The following is a 19,808-nucleotide window of genomic DNA, read 5'->3' as shown; positions in this document are numbered from 1 at the left end:
CACATTATTCTCTTACTATTTTACCATAATTAAAGAAAATATATAGCTAGTACCATTTCCCTTGCGATTTAGATGGAAAGGTTTTATCATACCTGTAGTAGATAAAACTATACTGATCCGTAGTCACATATTAAAAAGTGAGATGACATCTCACTTGGCATCTCACTCTTTTTATTCTTAAAATCCATTATTATCGCTGAGTTCTTTGAACCAGTGGCCTGATTTCTTCAGGCGGCGTTCTTGCGTTTCCAAGTCTAATTCGACCAGACCATAGCGGTTTTTATAGCTGTTGAGCCATGACCAGCAGTCGATAAAGGTCCAGATTAAGTAACCTTTACAGTTAGCGCCGTCTGCAATAGCACGATGGAGTTCACGCAGATGCCCTTTGACAAAGTCAATCCGGTAATCATCTTGAATCATGCCATTCTCACGGAATTTATCTTCACCTTCAACCCCCATGCCATTCTCTGTCAGCAGCCACTCGATATTGCCATAGTTTTCCTTGATATTTTGTGCGATGTGGTAAATCCCTTGCTCGTAGATTTCCCAACCACGGTGCGGGTTAATCTTACGACCTGGCATGACGTAAGGCTCATAGAAATGCTCAGGCAAGAGCGGACTGTCTGGATGTTTAGCAAAACGTGGCGCCATGACGCGCAAAGGCTGGTAATAGTTGACTCCAAGGAAGTCAACCGTATGTTGGCGAATGACTTCCAACTCTTCTGCTGTATATTCTGGCAGTAAATCATGCTCTGCTAAAATTTCCACTAACTCTTCTGGATAAGCTCCCAAGACAGATGGATCTAGGAAAGATTGAGCTTGGAAGAGGTCCGCAATGCGCGCCGCTTTGACATCAGCAGGATGTTGGCTACGTGGGTAGGCTGGTGTCAAGTTGAGGACAATCCCAATCTTGGAATCAGGCAAAACCTCATGACAAGCCTTAACCGCAAGACTACTAGCCAGTTGCGTATTATAAGCCACCTGAACCGCCGCTTTGGCATCTACCTTATGAGGATAATGGGCATCATAGAAATACCCGAACTCTACTGGTACGATAGGCTCGTTAAAGGTAATCCACTGATCCACTAAGTCTCCGTAAGTCTCAAAACAGAAACGCGCATAGTCTTCGTAGGCCTTGATAGTTCCCTTATTTTCCCAACCATCGCCATCTTCTTGAAGGGCAAAAGGCAGATCAAAGTGGTAGAGATTGACTAAAAGACGGATCCCCTTAGCCTTAATCGCTTCAAATACCTGACGGTAGAAAGCCACACCTTGAGGATTGACTTCTCCACGACCTTGCGGGAAAAGTCGAGACCACTGAATAGAAGTGCGAAAGGCTGTATGACCTGTTTCTACCAGTAGTTCAATATCCTTTTCCCAGTTTTCGTAAAAAGTCGATGTTTTGTCAGGTCCAATTCCATTGTAGTAGCGATTGGGCTCTACCTGAAACCAATAATCCCATAGATTATCTCCCTTGCCGTCACCAGGAACACGACCTTCTGTCTGTGGTCCAGAAGTCGAGGAACCCCAGACAAAATCCTTTGGAAATTTTAGCATTGTTATACCTCTTAACTTGATGATGTATTTATTCATTCCCATTATATAGAAAAAACAAGGCAAAAACTAGTTACATTTTTGCCTTGTTTTTCTTCTGATTATAGTTTTTATTTCTTGCTGAGGATTTCAAGGGTTTCGAGCAAGTTGTCTGCGTGAACTTCAATTGTGTCACCAGTCGCCTTGATCTTAACTTCTACGATACCATCAGCCGCTTTCTTCCCTACAGTGATACGGATTGGAAGACCAATCAAGTCGCTATCGCTGAATTTAACACCGACACGTTCGTTACGGTCATCCGTCAAGACTTCGTAACCAGCGTCCATCAAGTTGGCTTCCAATTTTTCAGTCAAGGCTTGACCTGCCTCATCTTTGACATTGACAGTAATCAAGTGCACATCAAATGGTGCCAATTCTTTAGGGAAGTTGATTCCCCAAGCGTATCGGTATTCACCTTTTGGCGTTTTGTTAACAAAGAGGCGAGCGTGTTGCTCCATAACCGCTGAAAGGAGACGGCTAACACCGATACCGTAACAACCCATGATGATTGGGATTGCACGTCCATTTTCGTCCAAGACATCCGCACCCATGCTTGCTGAGTAGCGAGTACCGAGTTTGAAGATGTGACCAATCTCGATACCACGCGCAAAGTTAAGAACCCCTTGTCCGTCTGGAGAGATTTCACCTTCACGAACTTCACGGATATCCACATATTCTGCAGTAAAGTCGCGGCCAGGGTTCACACCCGTCAAGTGGTAGCCATCTTCGTTAGCCCCCACAACCGCATTACGAACATCTTGCACCTTACGGTCAGCAATGATTTTCACATTTTCTGGTAAACCAACTGGACCAAGTGAACCAAAACCTGCCTGAACAACACTTGCCACTTCTTCTTCACTAGCAACGTCAAAGAAATCTGCACCCAAGTGATTTTTCAACTTGACTTCATTGAGTTGGTCATTCCCAACTAGAAGGGCTGCAACAAGCTCACCATCTGCCATATAGAAGAGGATTTTGATGGTTTGTTCTTCTGGAACGTTAAGGAAGGCTGCGACTTCATCGATGGATTTAACACCTGGTGTTTCCACGCGAGTCACTTCATCTTCAGCAACAACACGGTTGCTTGGTTTGTACTCGTTTGTTGCCATTTCCAAGTTAGCCGCATAGCTAGACTCACTTGAGTAAGCAATGGTATCTTCACCAGAAACCATCCATTTGAGCAATTCTGCCTTGATTTCTTCTTGCACTTCTGCAGGAATTTCATCAAATGAGGCAACTGACTTATCCAAGACAACCCAGCGGTCAAGGTCTGTACGAGCAGGTGTGATGGCCATAAATTCTTGGCTGTCCTTACCGCCCATAGCTCCACCGTCACCGATGATGGCCTTGAAGTCTAAGCCACTGCGAGTGAAGATGCGTTCATAGGCTGCCTTGTATTCATCATAGGTCACATCCAAACTATCGTAGTTGGCATGGAAGCTATAGCCATCTTTCATGATAAATTCACGCGTACGAAGAAGACCGTTACGTGGACGTTTTTCATCACGGTACTTAGGTTGGATTTGGTAAAGGTTAAGTGGCAATTGTTTATAAGACTTGACAGAGTCACGAACAATGGCTGTAAAAGTCTCTTCGTGTGTCGGACCTAGGATAAAGTCAGACTTTTCACGATTTTTCAGTTTATAAAGGTCTTCACCATAGGTTTCATAACGACCTGATTCACGCCAAAGATCAGCACTAAGAAGGGCAGGCGCCAACATTTCCACCGCACCAATTTTATCAAACTCTTGACGCATGATGTTCTTAGCCTTTTCAATCACACGGTTAGCAAGTGGGAGATAAGAATAAACTCCTGCAGAAACTTGACGAACATAACCAGCACGCAACATAAGGGCGTGGCTGATTACCTGAGCATCGCTTGGCATTTCGCGAAGCGTAGGGATTAGCATTTTACTTTGTTTCATAATATTCCTCGATTATCTAAAAGAAGAGTCGCATAATGTCATTCCAGGTCACAGCTAGCATCAAGACAACCATGATAACTACACCAGCCATGGTGACATAGGTTTCAATTTCTTGTTTAAGGGGTTTACGGCGGACAGCCTCTAGGATATTGAGCACAATCTTTCCACCATCCAAAGCCGGGATAGGAATCAAGTTAAAAATCCCAATATTGATGGAAATCATGGCTAAGAAGTAGAGGACATTCTCAATTCCATTTTTAGCAGCATCGCTACTTGCCTTAAAAATGGCAACAGGACCGCCGAGTTTGTTCAAATCTGGATGGAAAATCAAGTTTTTCAGAGCTGAAAGGATACGGAGCCCCGAGTCAGCAGCTGTCGTAAATCCACCAACAAACATAGATAGAAAGTCTGACTTGATCCCCGGTTGAACTCCGAGAATATAACGTCCTTGATTTTCTTCTGGAGTAACAGTGACTTGTTTCTCGCTACCATTTTCAGAAATAGTCACATCTAAGGTCGGGGCAGTCTTATCCTTGGTATCAGCTTCCACAGCTTGGGTCAAGTCTTGCCAATTCTTAACTTCATGCGAGCCGACCTTAGTGATTTGAGCTGTCTCAGCTACGCCCACCTTAGCCAAAGCTCCCTCTGGCATGACATGAAAGAGATTGGTCTGAGTGTCTCTAACACCACCCTGCAAAAAGATCAGGATCCAAAAAACAACAACACCTAAGATAAAGTTATTCATAGGACCTGCAAAGTTGGTGATGAGCTTACCCCAGATAGAAGCATTTTGGTACTGTACATCCAGAGGGGCAATGCGCACTTCGGTTCCATCTGCCTCAACAACTGTTGCATCGTGATCCACTGCAAAGGTCTTTTCTTCTTCCAAGACCAAGCCTTTAATGAAGAGCTTGTCTTCAAAGTCAAACTGTGTTACCTGCATAGGGAGAGCTGTTTGATCCAGTTTCTTCCCTGATAGATTGATCCGTTTGACCTTACCATCCTCTGCAAGTGTTAAACTGACCGGGGTTCCTGTCTTGATCTCCGTCGCATCATCACCCCAACCAGCCATACGAACATACCCTCCTAAAGGAAGGATCCGAATGGTATAAGCAGTGCCGTCCTTACCAATATGGGCAAAAATCTTGGGGCCCATACCAATAGCAAACTCACGGACTAAAATGCCTGATTTCTTGGCAAAATAAAAATGTCCAAACTCATGCACCACCACGATAATCCCAAAAACTAGGATAAAGGTTAGCAATCCAATCATTCAATATTCCTTTCTTTAGAAGAGGCCAAACAAGTGCATGATAGGAAAGACAACTAGCATACTGTCAAAACGATCCAACACTCCACCATGCCCCGGGATAAATTTCCCAGAATCCTTGACACCGAAATGGCGTTTCATAGCACTCTCAATCAAGTCACCAAACTGACCTGCCACACTGAAGAAGACGGCAAAGAGACTCATTCTATAAATCCCATAAGGGAGAGCAACTGTGCTGTCTACCAGCATGAAGATTGCTGTTACTAGTACCGCACCTAGAATACCACCGATAAAGCCCTCAATACTCTTATTGGGAGAAACTCTTGGTGCCAATTTATGCTTGCCAAAATTCATCCCTATCAGGTAAGCTGCGCTATCTGTCGCCCAGACGATAAAGAGGGCCAGAAGCACCTTGTCAAAACCCGCCACCCGAGCATCCAGTAAGGCGTTAAAGCCAAAACCAACATAAAAGCTCATCGCAATCGGGAAAACTGCATCTTCAATCGTATAGTTTTTACTGAAAACGGTGGTCCCTAGCATAATCGTAATTAAAACGCTGTAGGCAACCACATTCCCATCAACTGGCAAAAAAGTTAGGTAATTTTCTAAGGGGATTGTGAGAGCAAAGGTCGCAAAGAGAGTCAAGGTGCCCTCGATAGTCATGGTCTTTAGCCCCTTCATATGCAAGAGTTCATGGACAGCCAGCATCGCTAACAAACCAATCCCTATCTGCAACAAGAGTCCTCCCACAAATAAGACTGGAAGAAAAATGGCCAGGGCCAATACTGCAAACAATGCTCTCTTTTGTAAATCCTTGGTCATATCTTCTCCTAAACTCCTCCAAATCGGCGATTGCGATGATTAAAGGCAGCAATAGCTTCCTGCAAGGCAGCTTCATCAAAATCAGGCCACAAGGTATCCGTAAAATAAAGCTCGCTATAGGCTGCTTGCCATGGCAAGAAATTACTCAAACGCAACTCACCACTCGTGCGGATAATCAAATCTGGGTCTCGCAAATCCTTTGGTAGGCGTTGCGTGAAAAGGTAATCCCCAATCATATCTTCTGTGATATCGCCAGGATTGATTTTGGCATCTAGAACTTCCTGAGTCAAGCTCTTAAGAGCCTGCGTGATTTCAGCACGACCACCATAATTAAGAGCAAAATTGAGAATCAAGCCTGTATTGTTCTTGGTCAACTCCTCTGCTTTTTTCAAAGCTTCAAACGTCGGCTTAGGCAGACGGTCTGTCTCCCCAATCATCTGAATCTTGACATTATTTGCATGTAATTCAGGAACGTAGTTATCATAAAACTCAACTGGCAAGTTCATGATAAACTTGACCTCTTGATCTGGGCGCGTCCAGTTTTCAGTTGAAAATGCATAAACTGTGATGACCTTGACGCCTAGTTTATTAGCTGCCTTGGTCACCTTTTGGAGGGCTTCCATCCCCGCCTTATGACCAAAAACTCGTGGTTGCATCCGTTTTTTAGCCCAGCGGCCATTCCCGTCCATAATGATGCCAATGTGAGCAGGAACCTGTACAGGAATCTCCACTTCCACAGCTTTATCTTTCTTAAAAAATCTAAACATGATCTTATTCCTATTCAAAAATCTATCGTTTCATTATACCATATTTCCCTCTATTCTTCTATTGCTAAGTTACTGCCCTTGCTTACAGATAGACAAAAAATAAGCCGCCTGATTGGGCGACTTTATTTTATAGGGAGATTATTATGAAAAAGTTTTAGGAGTTTAAGTTAAGTTCTTCTTAACTTATGAGCTTAGTATACACCTCCTAGCTTAAATTTTTCTTAATTTTTTTGAGAAATGAAAAGTATAAAATAATATTGTCCACTTGGGTGTACGAAAAAGCACCTCAAATCATCTTAAGAAGCCAATCTGAGTCTAAAACCTAGCTTTTTCTGAAGGTCATTTCAAGCTGACACCTTTTTTCCATAGTTTATAGATTGGAACTTTGCTTCATAAATTACTTTCATAATGCACTTAACTATCAAATCATGTATTCTACACTATAGCTAGCGTCTGATAAGATACGAGCCAGGAACTGCTTGGTTCGTTCTTCCTGTGGACGACTAAAGAAATCGTGTGGGTTGTTCTCCTCTACGATACGGCCTCCATCCATAAAAATAACGTGGTTGGCGACATCTCTAGCAAATCCCATCTCATGCGTGACGACTACCATGGTCACACCTTCTCCCGCCAACTGTTTCAGAACATCCAAAACATCTCCAACCAACTCAGGATCTAGTGCAGATGTTGGTTCATCTAGCAAAATGACCTCGGGCTTGACGGCGATGGCACGCGCAATCCCTATTCGTTGTTGTTGCCCTCCAGATAGCTGGGAAGGGTAGTAGTCTTTATAGGCTAGTAAACCAACTTTTTCCAAGGCAGATTCTGCACGTTTGACCGCTTCTTCCTTGGAAACTTTTCGAGCTACGATTAGGCCTTCTAGAATATTTTCCAGAGCAGTTTTATTTGCAAAGAGATTGTAGTGTTGGAAAACAAAGGCTGTTTTTTGGCGAATTTCTAGAATATCTTTCTTGCTTAATTTGGCTAAGTCATAAGTCTTTCCTGCCAAAGTCAGACGGCCACTGTCAGCTTTTTCTAAGTGGTTGAGGCAACGGAGAAAGGTCGTTTTCCCCGAACCTGATGGTCCTAAAATAACGACGACATCCCCTTGGTTGACCTGGAGATTGACATCCTCCAGTACCTGCCTCTCACCAAATGTTTTTGCGATATGTTCTACTTGTAACATCCTGTCCTCCTATACAAAATGCGCGCTAGATGCTTTCGCGTTCTTTTCTTTTTTCACATAGCCTTTCTCCAGTAGGGAGAAGCCCCACTGAATCAAACCACAGATCAAAATATACTGCAAAAAGATCACAAAATAAGACTCAAAATACTGGTAACCGTAGGACGCTTCTACACGGGCAATAGCAGTAATATCCTTGATAGTCATGACAAAGACCAGGGAAGTCCCTTTGACGATATTGATCACTAGATTGGCCAAGTTAGGTAAGGCTGAGCGCAGGGCTTGAGGAAAAACGATCCTTAGATAGGCTTGTGTCGTGGTCAAGCCAATCGCATGCGCCGCCTCTAATTGTCCCTTGTCCACCGTCAAGATAGCTGAACGCAAAATCTCCGACAAACTCCCGACCGTCATCAGACTATAAATGATAAAGGCATAGTAGAGAGGATCAAGCTTGAAAATATCAAAGTCACTTCCTATACTTTTGAAAAATTGATTCAGCAGACTTGGAAACAAACTATAAAAGAAGAGAATCAATAAAATCGGAGGGGTCGCTCGGATAAAAGCCAGATAGACTAGAGAAAAACTTCTCACCCCTCGAACCTTGTAAATCTGCCCCAATGCTAAAAATAGAGCAGGTAAAAAGCTTAAGACCATAGCCACAATCATGATGACCAAGGTGATTGGCACACCTTTCAAGGTCTCCAGAAAGGTCTTTACAATATAGTCTATGTCCATTTCTTACCTCCCTTTTGTTTCCAAAGACTTCTCAAGTAAACGACTCAAACTAGAAATAACCAAAGCAATCCCCCAGTAAAGAAGCGCAACTGCCGTATAGGTTTCCAGCGAGTAGTTCCCCAAATTGCGACTGATCAAGAGATTGCCTGCACCCATGACATCAACAAAACCAATCGTATAGGCCAAGGCAGCATCCCGCATAAGATTGAGAATAGCGGTCGTTATATTAGGAAGAGCAACCTGAAAAGCTTGGGGAAAAATGATCCTCCAGAAGGTCTGACTTGGAGTCAAACCAATACTAAGCCCGGCCTCTGTCTGCCCCTTTGGAATAGCTTGATAGGCCGCCTTGAAAACCTCAGCAACAATAGCTGCAAACAAGAGAATCATCGTCAGGAGAACAAAAATAGTTTTAGACCAGTTGTTGATATCCAAACCCAGCCACCATTTCAGAAATTCTGGCAAACCATAAAAAACTAGAAAAAGCAAGACAATCGGCGGTGTACAACGAAGGGTAAAGATATAACCTTTAGAAATTGCTGCAAAACTCTTGTCTTCTCCTACTTGCGCCCAGGCCAAGAGACCTCCAAAAAGGGAACCAAGAAGAGTGGTAAAAAAGAGAATGGACAAGGTCATAGGAAGTGCCTGCAATAAGGTCGGCAAAAACTGAAAGACCTTGGAAAAATCATAAGAAACCATGCAAAACCCTTTCTAGTCTTGGAATTTCTGGTCTAGTCTTTGTCTACGTAACTAAAGACATCTTCTTTGAAATATTGCTGAGATAGCTTAGCAAGCGTGCCATCTTCTTTCAACTCTTTGATTGCTTTTTCATATTCTTTAGCAAATTTCTCACCCTTTTCATCACGGTGAATCAAGGGATAAGTTGGAATGCCTTTATATGGAAACCAGCTGAGTTTATCCGCATATTGGTGGTAAGGGCCATCTTCTGCGGTAACTGCTTTTTCAAAAGACAGTTTGATATCAAAGAAGGCATCATAACGTCCTTCTAAGACCCAGGCATAGGCATCTGACACCTTAAAGGATTCCGCTGCAGTTAGCTCAATCGGTGCATCCTGATGTTTTTCATTGTAGCTGGTGATGACATTCCATTGAGCATTCTGGGGAGAGATGGGAACCAATTTCCCTTTATTCTTGGCAAAGTCATCAATGGTTTTGTATTTCTGTTCATCTTCTTTTCTGACAGTAAATCCGATGATGCTCGCTCCGACTGGTTCAGATGGAATGACAAACTTTTTAGCTCGTTCTTCTGTGTACCAAGCTCCCTTGGTTCCGATGTCGTACTTGCCTGATTCCAGACCAATCAAGAGGTCGTCATCACTGGTACCCGTATATTCAAATTTATAGTTTGCCAACTTCTCATCAACAGCCTTCAAAACAGCTACTTCATAACCATCTGATTCCCCTTTTTCATTGACAAAGTCATAAGGTACGTAGTTTTGTGTATGGGCAACCTTCAAGGTTATGACTTCAGCAGATGAAGCCGTTTCTCCCTCCTTGGCCGGAGCGCCAGCTAAACTTCTCCCGATAATCGTTGCCCCAATTACTGCAACAACTGCTACACCACCGATAATCCATGCTTTTTTACTCATCTTTTTCTCCTTTAGTTTTCAAGCGCTTCTCTCACCCACTGGATACGTTCAACTGCAATATCACTTGGAATGGTACAATCCGCCCCAAGTACCAAGCCCTGTTCCCCAGCTTCTGCAACTAGTTTCTTTGCCTCAGCCTGAATGGCATCCTTGCCACCAGTATACAGCAAGCCTGTCTTGCCATTTTCGAATCCTCCAAGAACCGTACGTCCCTTGAAAATCTCACGACCTTCCTTGAGAGTGATTCCCTCTGGTCCTACAGCCCAGTTAAAGACTTGGGCTGGATAATCTGCAAAAAGATGAATATCATTTCGCGCTCCCTCGTAGCCACAGATATGAAGAACAGTGACACCTCCAACAGCACTAGCCGCTTCCAGAACAGTTATCTCGCTAGGTGCAATGACAGCTTGATAATCTGTTGCCGACACTCGTTGATCTTGGATACTTTGCACGCTGAGGTAGATCCCATCAGCACCAGCCTCTTCGATGACGGCTTGGCTGAGACTCGCAATATCCTCTGCAATCACATCCAACACCTTCTTGAGGGCTTCAGGGTCTTCCACCAAAAAATCAGCAATGAGGTCATCCCCACCAGACACTTCCCCCAGTAGCCACTTGAGATAGGTCACAGGAGCAAAAATATTGTAAATCGCAACGATATCTTCTGTAAATTCTTGCTGGATTTTCTTAACCAAGTCAACCTGCTCTTTTATCCAAGCGTGCTCTGGTCCGAGTGGTTGAATGGTTGCCAATTCTTGAAGTGATTTGCCTTTGGCAATCGCTGGATTTGGATATGCAAAGTAGCCATCACTCATTAACTTGATAAAGTCTGGCTGAACTTCTCGGATAAAGCGCTTATGGCCTTGAATATTCTTTTCGATAATGGCTGGATTTGAGAAACCGTGTAGCCATTCGTCTTCTGATGTAAAATGGTGCCAAAAACCTACTGGCACACGATCAACCTTCTCACCTCTAAATGCTTTTAAAACCCATTCTCTTTTTTCTGACATTCTTATTCTCCATTTCTTACTTTTTCAACTAATAAACTGCTTGCGATATTATTCGAGCGTAGAAAGGGGAGACTGGACTTGGAAAAATCCTGAACTCCACGACATCTCTCTCCATTTTTGCAGTGCTCATTTTTTACGACGCTTATGGCGACCAAGGCCAGCAAACCAACAACGACAATGAAGATGCCCCATCTTTTACTTTTCATAGCTCCTCCTTTTTAGAGAACCGCTGCCTGCCGAATCCAGTCCAACCTCTCTAAGTCAAAGTCATCTGGAACAGTACAGTCAGCTCCCAGAAGAACTCCTTTACTACCAGCTTCAGCCAGTAACCGCCTTGTTTCATTTTGCAATTCCGCTTTAGAACCTCGATAAAGCAAGCTTTTCTTACCATTTTCAAATCCACCTAAAACAGCCTTGCCTTGAAACAACTCCTGACCCCGTGTCAAACTAACATCCTCATGATGAGTCGCCCAATTGACAACTTGAGCTGGATAATCCTTAAATATCGTCACATCATTACTCGCACCTTCAAAACCACAGATATGAAGGATATTAGTCCCACCAACTTGATTAGCCGCCTTTAAAACAGCTATATTGCTCGGTTCGATATAGGTTTGATAGAGTCCTGGTGTGATACGCTCATCTTGAATTTCCTGGGTGCTGAGATAAATACCGTCAACACCACCTTCCTGGATGATTTTCTGAGTTAAGAAAGCAATGTCTTTTGCAATCACATCTAAAACAGCTCTGAATCGCTCAGGATTTTCAAGCAATAGATCAGCCACTTCCTTATCTCCCCGTGAAGTTTCTGTACGGAACCAGCGCTTGAGGTAGGAGATAGGTGAAAAGATATTGTAGAAAGAAGCGATCTCTTCAGTAAAGGTCTCTCGAATCGCTTGTACCACTTCTACCTGTTGCTGAATCCACGGGTGTCCCTCACCAATCGACTCAATAGAAGCCAGCTCCTGAATGCTTGTAACCTTAGAACTGTAGACATTACTTGGATAAAGGAAAAAACCGTCGCTCATGACTTTGACAAAATCAGGGTGAATCCTTTCCACATAGTTGCGATGTCCATCAACACTTTTTTGAAAGATACGTGGATTATTTAATCCCTGTCCCTTTTCTTCCAGTGTTACAAAATGAAACCAAAATCCCACAGGAACTCTTTCCACTTCATCGCCTCGAATCGCTCTAAAGACTAGATCTCTTTTACTTGCCATACCTTTCTCCTTCCATTTGGATTGAAACCATCTTACCACTCCTTTTTCCCTTTTCCCAATATATATTGACTATCAACCCGATTGGAAATTTTTATATCTATAAAGAAAAAATCTCTGAAAAGCTTGATTTTACTAGCCTTTCAGAGATTCTTTTCTGTTTATTACTTTTTTAAAATAGTTGTTATATAGATTTTTTATCAGCTTGATTAGGATTTTTTATTAAGCCTCTTTCATGGCAAAATATGCTCGGACTTTGGGTGCCACTTGTGTGCCGAAGAGTTCAATAGCTCTCAGAACCTGGTTATGTGGCATAGAACCAAGCGATAGATGCAACATAAAACGCTCCAAATCTTTGCTAAGCTTGGATCAGTTTCTTGAAATAACGCGGATTCTCACCCAGTAGACAAGGTAGCACTAAACAGTTTTATTTGCAATACATTCGCTCATTAGAAAAGTATCTGAGACAAAAAGATTTTGATTTTAGGAATTCTTTATTATAAATTTTTAAAATCGATAGATTAGAAAAAAGCGAACAAGACAGAATTCTGAGTGTCAGATAACTCGTTTTGTTCGCTTTTTATATTTAAGGTTAGACTGTTGTCCTAGACTCATTAGAAAAAGCCTAGATCAACTAGACTTTTTTAGTTTATTCTACCTGTAGTTTATTATCTTTCAAAGTCAATTTCGAGTTTTCTGTTAATTCTGTTTGTTCAAAAGTGTAAATCGTCTCGCCCTTTGTATCAATCATGTACCAAGCTTGGTCTTTACGGACAACTAGGGCAAGCTCCGTGCTATTTTCGTCCTCGTTTTTGATCGACAATGGAAAGGCCTTGTCCACACCTTCCAGATCTACTTTCTCACCTGTTTTTAATTCTACTAGGTAGTACACGCCATCCTTTGTACCAAAACTGTAGTCCCCATTAATCGGTGTGTGGCTATCATAGTTTTTCATTAGAATGGAAGTTTTATCTACACTATCAAATGCCTTTTTAAATTGTTCTCTCTGCTCTTCAGCTTTCTTTTGATCTTGAGACTGAACCGTCTCTTGCACAGCAGCAATCCGTTCCATGTTTTGCTTTTTCGCTTGTCTCGCCTGATGGATCAAGACCGTTCGTATCAAGAAAGAACCAGATAAGACGATACCAATCAGCATAGCAATAATATTTTTTTCTTTTTCATTTTCTTCTCCTTAGAGTATACAATATAAGGGTGAGAAAATGCTATTTTATCTGTTTTTTTAAAATAATATAACTTGTAATCAAAATCACAAATAGAACTAATATAAAATTCAAAGTGTGAAATATTCCTATAGGATATGGCGCAACCCACCCCTGTTTGAAAATCAAAAATGAAATAAAACCGGTAGCCATAGAAGTAGGCATAAAAGCAATTCCAATTATATTAAGCCAATTCACATAAAACGGTGCTTTTTCTTCCGATAATATTCTTGCGATAAAATATCCAACAATTCCTACCACTTGAATAATTATTGCCCCCAAAATAGCTTCCATTGTTTGTTTTTCATACCATTCAGCAAATGCACAAAACAATCCAATAGCAATAAAGGCTGTTGATGAGATATAAAGTACCTTGCTCGCAAATTCTCTATTTTTTTGTTCTTTATCTACTACGGGTTCAATTCCTTTTAAAATATAATCTGTAGTAACACCAAAATAATCACTCATTATAATTACTTTTTCTAACTCAGGTGTACTTTGTTCACTTTCCCATTTTGAAACAGCTTGTCTTGAAACACCTACCTTATCAGCAAGTTCTTCTTGTGATATTCCTTTAGTTTTTCTTAAATATTGTATTCTGTCTGCCATGTTCATTTGACAACACTCCTTTCTTTTATGATACAATCATAACAATTTCGTTGGTTGCATAGCCACCATTAAAATATGGAAATATGTCAACTTGCAGTTGCAAATGTGTTTTTCAATACAAATCCCTATAAATTCCGATTTGTTATATATTTACATTATACCCTACTTATGGCAAACTAGACTTTTTTTGCTTATTCTACTGTTACTGACTTGGCAAGGTTACGTGGTTTGTCCACATCGAGGCCACGGTGTAGGGTTGCAAAGTAAGCGACCAGTTGAGTTGGTACGACCATTGAGATTGGTGAGAGGTAAGGATGTACGGTCGTAAGGACGATGTCGTCTGTCTCTTTGGCAACATTTTCTTCTGCGATAGTGAGGACTTTGGCACCACGAGCTGCGACCTCTTGGATATTTCCACGAGTATGGTTGGCAAGGACTGGATCTGACAAGAGGGCCAAAACAGGCGTTCCTTCTTCAATCAAGGCAATGGTTCCGTGCTTGAGTTCTCCTGCCGCAAAACCTTCACACTGAATGTAAGAAATCTCTTTGAGTTTGAGACTGGCCTCCATGGCTACATAGTAGTCTTGACCACGTCCAATGTAAAAGGCATTACGTGTTGTTTCAAGAAGGTCACGAACTTTAGCATCGATTGTTTCTTTTTCTGAAAGGGTTGATTCGATAGACTGAGCCACGATAGACAACTCACGAATCAGATCAAAGGCTTGTGCTTTAGCATTGCCATTTGCTTCTCCGACTGCTTTTGCAAGAAAGGCAAGGGCTGCGATTTGTGCTGTATAGGCCTTGGTTGATGCCACGGCAATTTCAGGACCCGCGTGAAGAAGCATGGTATGGTTGGCTTCACGTGAAAGGGTTGAACCTGGAACGTTTGTCACTGTCAAGCTTGGGATTCCCATTTCGTTAGCCTTAACTAAAACCTGACGGCTATCTGCTGTTTCACCAGACTGACTGATAAAGATGAAAAGTGGCTTTTTGCTAAGAAGTGGCATACCGTAGCCCCACTCAGATGAGATTCCAAGTTCAACTGGCGTATCTGTCAATTCTTCCAGCATTTTCTTAGAAGCAAATCCTGCGTGGTAAGATGTCCCAGCTGCAAGGATGTAGATGCGGTCTGCCTCTTGAACAGCCTTGATGATAGCTGGATCTACCACTACTTGACCAGCCTCATCTGTGTAGGCTTGGATGAGTTTACGCATGACCGTTGGTTGCTCGTCAATTTCCTTGAGCATGTAGTAAGGGTAAGTTCCCTTACCGATATCAGACAAGTCAAGTTCCGCAGTATAGCTAGTACGTTCACGGCGATTGCCATCATAGTCTTGCACTTCGACACTATCTGCCGTCACAATCACCAACTCTTGATCATGAATTTCCATGTATTGGTTGGTCTCACGAATCATAGCCATAGCATCCGAGCAGACCATGTTGTAACCATCTCCAAGACCAATCAAAAGCGGTGATTTGTTCTTAGCGACATAGATGACATCTGGATTTTCAGAGTCAATCAAGGCAAAAGCATAAGAACCACGGATGATGTGAAGAGCTTTTTTGAAGGCTTCAAGAACTGAGAGACCTTCTTCTTCCGCAAATTTTCCAATCAAGTGCACTGCGATTTCCGTATCTGTTTGCCCCTTGAAGTGGTGACCTGCAAGGTATTCTTCCTTGATTTCAAGGTAGTTTTCAATCACCCCATTGTGAACCAAGACAAAACGTCCAGTCTCAGAGCGATGTGGGTGAGCATTGTCCTCAGTTGGTTTACCATGAGTCGCCCAACGCGTATGTCCGATACCAGTTGTTCCGTCTACTCCAGTAGTTTTAGCAGACAATTCTGCGATACGGCCTACAGCCTTAACTAAGTGATTTTCAGCACCACCTAGGACAAAAATCCCCGCAGAATCATAACCACGGTATTCAAGCTTTTCAAGCCCTTGAATCAAAATATCAGTTGCATTTGTGTTTCCAACAACACCGACAATTCCACACATAGTATATACGACACAGACCAGCTGTGCTTTCCCCTTAAATTGGTATAGTCTGATTTTCCTTTTACAGAACCAGCAAAGACAGTATATACTTGTTTTTCTTTCTTGTCAAGCATAAAAATTGGTATAGTTTTTTAAAATACCATTAGAGCACGATTTCACTTGAGAACTGACAAGTAGGATTCGATTGCTTATAATAGAGAAAGGAGGTAGTTACCATGTGGTTTTTCTTCGCACTTTTATCTGCTGTCTTTGCAGCCTTAACTTCTATTTTAGCCAAAATTGGGATTGAGGGAGTTCCGTCCAATCTAGCAACAGCTATTCGTACGGTCGTCGTCATCCTTATGGCTTGGGCTATGGTTTTCCTGACCAATAGTCAGACTGAAATTGTCAACATCAGCAGAAAAAGTTGGCTCTTTCTCATCCTATCTGGTTTGGCAACAGGTGCCTCCTGGCTCTGCTACTACAAGGCCTTGCAGATGGGTAATGCGACTGAGGTATCTGCTGTTGATAAATTCAGTCTCGTCATTACCCTCGTTTTAGCCTTTTTCTTTCTACAGGATGTCCTGACGTTTAAAACAATCATTGGCTGTATCCTGATTACGATTGGGACCTTGGTGATGATTTTGTAATCCTCTCCCCCTCCATATATGACCTCCCCCAAAAAGGTTAGATGGTTTTTGGGGTATTTTGTTACGTCTAAATTTATAAGTACAGGGAATCAGCTTCAAGCGTCTAGCAAAAAGGAGAGAACCAAATTGGTTCCCTCCAAGATGAGTTTTTTTCATCAACCCATTACAGTTAATATAAAAACTAATTATCTCAGCTGGCTAACTTCGACTTGAAATTTTGCCTTTCTAAATCTGAATGTGGTAAACCGATGACTTACTTTTGACTAATCTAAGAGCATCATGGAATCAATAAACAATTTCTTTGTGAAATAACCATTTTTTATTAAGTAAGCTGTATATTTTGCTCTTGTAACCATTTGATCATACTCTTCTGCCGTACATTCCTGAACAACGCGGCTAGCTTCTTCCAAACTAGACACGACAAAGCCCAAACCTTTCTCACGGATATAGTCCGCATTAGAAAGATAGTCTGGCACAACCACCGGAATACCCGCGGCCAGATAAGTTGTCAACTTATAAGAAACATTTTCTTTGTAGTAGTCACGCTCTTCCGCAGGATTTTCGGAATTTCCCCATACTAGGCCAAAGCCTCCTCCTTTAGACAACTCCAACAATAATTCCTGCTGAGTTCGCCAACCTTCAAGGTGGACTTTGGAATAATCTACTCCCTCTGCTCTCGTAGCATAAACATGAAGGGGGGTACTGTGTTTCCAGTCAACAATATGTGGAAAACGAGATGGGTCTCCTGAGAAGATTAATTTTTTATCAAATTTTGGAGTATAGAGTTCCAAACCATGGGGAAGATCCCAAAGTTTTTGAACAACGTAGTTCTTGACGGTTAATCCCTCTGAAACGAGTTTCTGGTACATTTGTTCTGATGGTACTACCACCACATCACACTTGTTGTACATGTCAATGTGGGCCTTCATAAGATAATAATTGCTCTCAAACATTAGTGGCTGAACATCATGGATAAACATCACCATTTTTACATGAGAAAGCTTTAACTTTTCTATCAAGTGATTGTCCCATTCAACACTATTCCATGAAGGAGATTGGAAAAAAACGACATCTCCATAAGATACCCCCGCGACAATCCCATCCATCCGCGAGTTCAGTTCTTCCCACGGTTCATGGCTTGCATCATAAAAATAGATCCCCAGCTCATTAACTCCAAACTCTCGAACAATTTTCATGACATTGTTCTGCGCCATTAAGGCCACACTCGTTGATGCTTGCCCAAATAAATTTGTGAAATGTACTTTCATTGTTTTCTAAATCCTCGTCTCAGTAATTTCTCTAAATATTGTATCATAATTTACGACTTTTCAAAAGCGTTTACATACCAATTTTCAAGCTCAAGTTAGTTACTTGGGATAATTTCCCCAGGAGTCTTATCTTCCAAGAACAATAAGGATAGCCTTAATAGATGTTTTTCTCACTCAATCTCACAAATTCGATATCTTTGTTAGCTATGATAGATTGAATGAATTTTTCCTATTGAGTATATAATTTTTTGTACCTTTAGATTTCTCTGTTTATCTTGTGATGATTATAAACTCACATATAGAATTCTTATGTGATCAAGTCACTAACTTCTTTTCAAAGATTGGAGAAAGTGAGGTTTTTCCATTTTTCTTGCCAATTTTTTTTGGACAAGCGTTCTTGATAGAGCTTCATTCGGTCTTCATTTTCTAGGAAATGAGGAGTCGGGGAAATCTGAAAGTTCAAAATATCCTCTAAACCATAGGGCGCAAAGAGCTCTAAAGTGGAATCTTCATTCAAGCGAAGGCCTACCGCCGTGCAACGTTCCGGATACTTACTCATAGCATCACGAGAACTTGTGTAGGGAGCAGTGTGGGGACTGTGCAGATGCATATAGACCTGATTTTTCAACTCCCACTGATACTGGGGGAAATCCTCTTTCAGCTTACTTTCTATAGCCAGCGTTTCTTCATAACTCACATCCGAATCAAAGAAAATCACATCCACATCTGTTTCACGGTCAAAAGGAGATTTATCTGACAAGAGATTCCAGATAAAATTTCGAACCGAACCTGCCGCCAACCAGGTATCTTTCAACTCTAGGTCACGGATGATAGTCAGAATAGCCATCATATCCGGATTTTTCCCAACACTGTCTAGGATTTCTTGTTTATTTTTCATTGTACTCATAGCCCAAATGCTCGTAGGCCTTAGCTGTCGCGACCCGCCCTGAACGAGTTCGCATGATAAAGCCTTTCTGGATGAGGTAGGGTTCGTACATATCTTCCACCGTCTCACGCTCCTCGGCAATATTAACAGAAAGAGTTCCTAAACCAACTGGACCACCACCGTACATCTCAATCATGGTACGAAGGATTTTCTGGTCCACATAGTCTAACCCTTCATGGTCTACATCCAGCATGGTCAAGGCCTTATCAGTAATGACATCATCGATTAAGCCATCCCCCATAATCTGGGCAAAATCGCGCACGCGCTTGAGGAGACGATTGGCGATACGGGGAGTTCCTCGACTGCGTAAGGCCAGCTCAGCAGCTGCCTCATGGGTAATTTCCATCTCAAAAATATCTGCCGTCCGCTCAACAATCTCTGTCAAATCAGCGTGGGCGTAGTATTCCATATGACCTGTAATCCCAAAACGGGCCCGTAGCGGATTTGAGAGCATTCCTGCCCGTGTCGTCGCACCAATTAAGGTAAAAGGCGGCAAGTTCAGATGGACACTGCGACTGCCTTCCCCAGCCCCAATCATAATATCAATGTAGAAGTCCTCCATGGCACTGTAAAGCACCTCTTCCACCGACATGGGCAAGCGATGAATCTCGTCAATAAAGAGGACATCTCCAGGCTCCAAATCATTCAAAATCGCTACCAGATCACCCGCTTTTTCGATAACAGGACCAGACGTTTGCTTGAGATTGACTCCCAGTTCATTGGCAATGACAAAAGCCATGGTTGTTTTCCCAAGTCCTGGAGGGCCAAACAAAAGAACATGGTCCAGCGCCTCATCCCGCATTTTGGTAGCCTCGATAAATATTTGCAACTGATCCTTGACCTTGTCCTGACCGATATATTCACGTAAATATTGGGGACGGAGGGTACGTTCTACCAACTCCTCATCACCCATGATTTCATTATCTAAAATTCTACTCATGTTCCTATTATAGCAAAAATCCAGCCTACAAACAAAAAAGCCACCTGATTGGGTGGCTTCTTTA

Annotated in this window: 19 protein-coding genes and 1 pseudogene; 1 reads left to right on the top strand and 19 read right to left on the bottom strand. The window is 42.2% G+C overall.

The features are described 5' to 3' along the window. Positions 1 to 177 precede the first annotated feature (177 nt). From HMPREF9184_RS08300 to glmS, 16 genes and pseudogenes are all read right to left on the bottom strand, one after another. A complete protein-coding gene (locus tag HMPREF9184_RS08300) occupies positions 178 to 1,557 on the bottom strand; it encodes a glycoside hydrolase family 1 protein (RefSeq protein WP_000911352.1) in 1,380 nt (459 codons plus the stop codon). Between the two features lie 107 nt (positions 1,558 to 1,664). Next, a complete protein-coding gene (locus tag HMPREF9184_RS08295; protein WP_000814018.1) occupies positions 1,665 to 3,518 on the bottom strand; it encodes a proline--tRNA ligase in 1,854 nt (617 codons plus the stop codon). Positions 3,519 to 3,534: 16 nt separating this feature from the next. Beyond that, positions 3,535 to 4,791, bottom strand: coding sequence for an RIP metalloprotease RseP (rseP, locus tag HMPREF9184_RS08290; RefSeq protein ID WP_000579731.1), 1,257 nt, complete (start codon positions 4,789 to 4,791; stop codon positions 3,535 to 3,537). Between the two features lie 15 nt (positions 4,792 to 4,806). Beyond that, the gene (locus HMPREF9184_RS08285; RefSeq protein ID WP_000159112.1) at positions 4,807 to 5,610 is read right to left on the bottom strand and encodes a phosphatidate cytidylyltransferase; all 804 of its coding nucleotides are present in this window, start codon (positions 5,608 to 5,610) and stop codon (positions 4,807 to 4,809) included. Between the two features lie 8 nt (positions 5,611 to 5,618). Then, positions 5,619 to 6,377 (bottom strand): isoprenyl transferase, encoded by a 759-nt coding sequence (locus HMPREF9184_RS08280; RefSeq protein ID WP_000488185.1) that lies wholly within the window; start codon positions 6,375 to 6,377, stop codon positions 5,619 to 5,621. Positions 6,378 to 6,798: 421 nt separating this feature from the next. Beyond that, on the bottom strand, positions 6,799 to 7,563 hold the full coding sequence (locus tag HMPREF9184_RS08275; RefSeq protein WP_000942253.1) for an amino acid ABC transporter ATP-binding protein: 765 nt from the start codon (positions 7,561 to 7,563) through the stop codon (positions 6,799 to 6,801). A gap of 9 nt (positions 7,564 to 7,572) precedes the next feature. Next, the gene (locus tag HMPREF9184_RS08270) at positions 7,573 to 8,295 is read right to left on the bottom strand and encodes an amino acid ABC transporter permease (RefSeq protein ID WP_000350572.1); all 723 of its coding nucleotides are present in this window, start codon (positions 8,293 to 8,295) and stop codon (positions 7,573 to 7,575) included. A 3-nt stretch (positions 8,296 to 8,298) separates the two neighbouring features. Beyond that, positions 8,299 to 8,991 carry an amino acid ABC transporter permease gene (locus tag HMPREF9184_RS08265; RefSeq protein ID WP_000255452.1) on the bottom strand — a complete coding sequence of 231 codons (693 nt, stop codon included), beginning with the start codon at positions 8,989 to 8,991 and terminating at the stop codon, positions 8,299 to 8,301. Positions 8,992 to 9,023: 32 nt separating this feature from the next. Further along, complete coding sequence (locus HMPREF9184_RS08260) at positions 9,024 to 9,902, bottom strand: transporter substrate-binding domain-containing protein (RefSeq protein ID WP_000037001.1); 879 nt, start codon at positions 9,900 to 9,902, stop codon at positions 9,024 to 9,026. Positions 9,903 to 9,913: 11 nt separating this feature from the next. After that, complete coding sequence (locus HMPREF9184_RS08255; RefSeq protein WP_001291554.1) at positions 9,914 to 10,912, bottom strand: uroporphyrinogen decarboxylase family protein; 999 nt, start codon at positions 10,910 to 10,912, stop codon at positions 9,914 to 9,916. Between the two features lie 2 nt (positions 10,913 to 10,914). Next, positions 10,915 to 11,118, bottom strand: a complete 204-nt coding sequence (locus HMPREF9184_RS08250; protein WP_000837744.1) for a hypothetical protein — start codon at positions 11,116 to 11,118, stop codon at positions 10,915 to 10,917. Positions 11,119 to 11,130: 12 nt separating this feature from the next. Continuing rightward, positions 11,131 to 12,135, bottom strand: a complete 1,005-nt coding sequence (locus tag HMPREF9184_RS08245) for a uroporphyrinogen decarboxylase family protein (protein WP_000157302.1) — start codon at positions 12,133 to 12,135, stop codon at positions 11,131 to 11,133. A gap of 219 nt (positions 12,136 to 12,354) precedes the next feature. Beyond that, positions 12,355 to 12,483, bottom strand: a pseudogene (locus HMPREF9184_RS09550) (LLM class flavin-dependent oxidoreductase); the annotation flags it as partial. Positions 12,484 to 12,781: 298 nt separating this feature from the next. Further along, positions 12,782 to 13,288 carry a hypothetical protein gene (locus tag HMPREF9184_RS08240; protein ID WP_000904725.1) on the bottom strand — a complete coding sequence of 169 codons (507 nt, stop codon included), beginning with the start codon at positions 13,286 to 13,288 and terminating at the stop codon, positions 12,782 to 12,784. Positions 13,289 to 13,355: 67 nt separating this feature from the next. After that, positions 13,356 to 13,967, bottom strand: coding sequence for a helix-turn-helix domain-containing protein (locus HMPREF9184_RS08235; RefSeq protein ID WP_001055474.1), 612 nt, complete (start codon positions 13,965 to 13,967; stop codon positions 13,356 to 13,358). A gap of 185 nt (positions 13,968 to 14,152) precedes the next feature. Next, positions 14,153 to 15,961, bottom strand: coding sequence for a glutamine--fructose-6-phosphate transaminase (isomerizing) (gene glmS / locus HMPREF9184_RS08230; RefSeq protein WP_000334307.1), 1,809 nt, complete (start codon positions 15,959 to 15,961; stop codon positions 14,153 to 14,155). 215 nt (positions 15,962 to 16,176) lie between these two features. Here glmS and HMPREF9184_RS08225 point away from each other — a divergent pair, with 215 nt between their 5' ends. Further along, positions 16,177 to 16,590, top strand: a complete 414-nt coding sequence (locus HMPREF9184_RS08225; RefSeq protein WP_000264215.1) for an EamA family transporter — start codon at positions 16,177 to 16,179, stop codon at positions 16,588 to 16,590. A gap of 263 nt (positions 16,591 to 16,853) precedes the next feature. Here HMPREF9184_RS08225 and HMPREF9184_RS08220 read toward each other — a convergent pair whose 3' ends face one another. The 3 genes from HMPREF9184_RS08220 to ruvB form a co-directional block, all read right to left on the bottom strand. Then, on the bottom strand, positions 16,854 to 17,858 hold the full coding sequence (locus HMPREF9184_RS08220; RefSeq protein ID WP_009444382.1) for a sugar transferase: 1,005 nt from the start codon (positions 17,856 to 17,858) through the stop codon (positions 16,854 to 16,856). A gap of 334 nt (positions 17,859 to 18,192) precedes the next feature. Then, entirely contained in the window at positions 18,193 to 18,765 is a 573-nt protein-coding gene (locus HMPREF9184_RS08215) for a nucleotidyltransferase family protein (RefSeq protein WP_033586033.1), read from the bottom strand. Further along, positions 18,746 to 19,744 carry a Holliday junction branch migration DNA helicase RuvB gene (gene ruvB / locus HMPREF9184_RS08210; RefSeq protein WP_000086808.1) on the bottom strand — a complete coding sequence of 333 codons (999 nt, stop codon included), beginning with the start codon at positions 19,742 to 19,744 and terminating at the stop codon, positions 18,746 to 18,748. Before ruvB ends, HMPREF9184_RS08215 begins: the two co-directional genes overlap by 20 nt. Between the last annotated feature and the right edge of the window lie 64 nt (positions 19,745 to 19,808).

The organism is Streptococcus sp. oral taxon 058 str. F0407, from assembly GCF_000235485.1.
Lineage (GTDB): Bacteria > Bacillota > Bacilli > Lactobacillales > Streptococcaceae > Streptococcus.
Note: the sequence above shows the minus strand (reverse complement) of the source record. Positions and strands in the feature narration are given on the sequence as shown.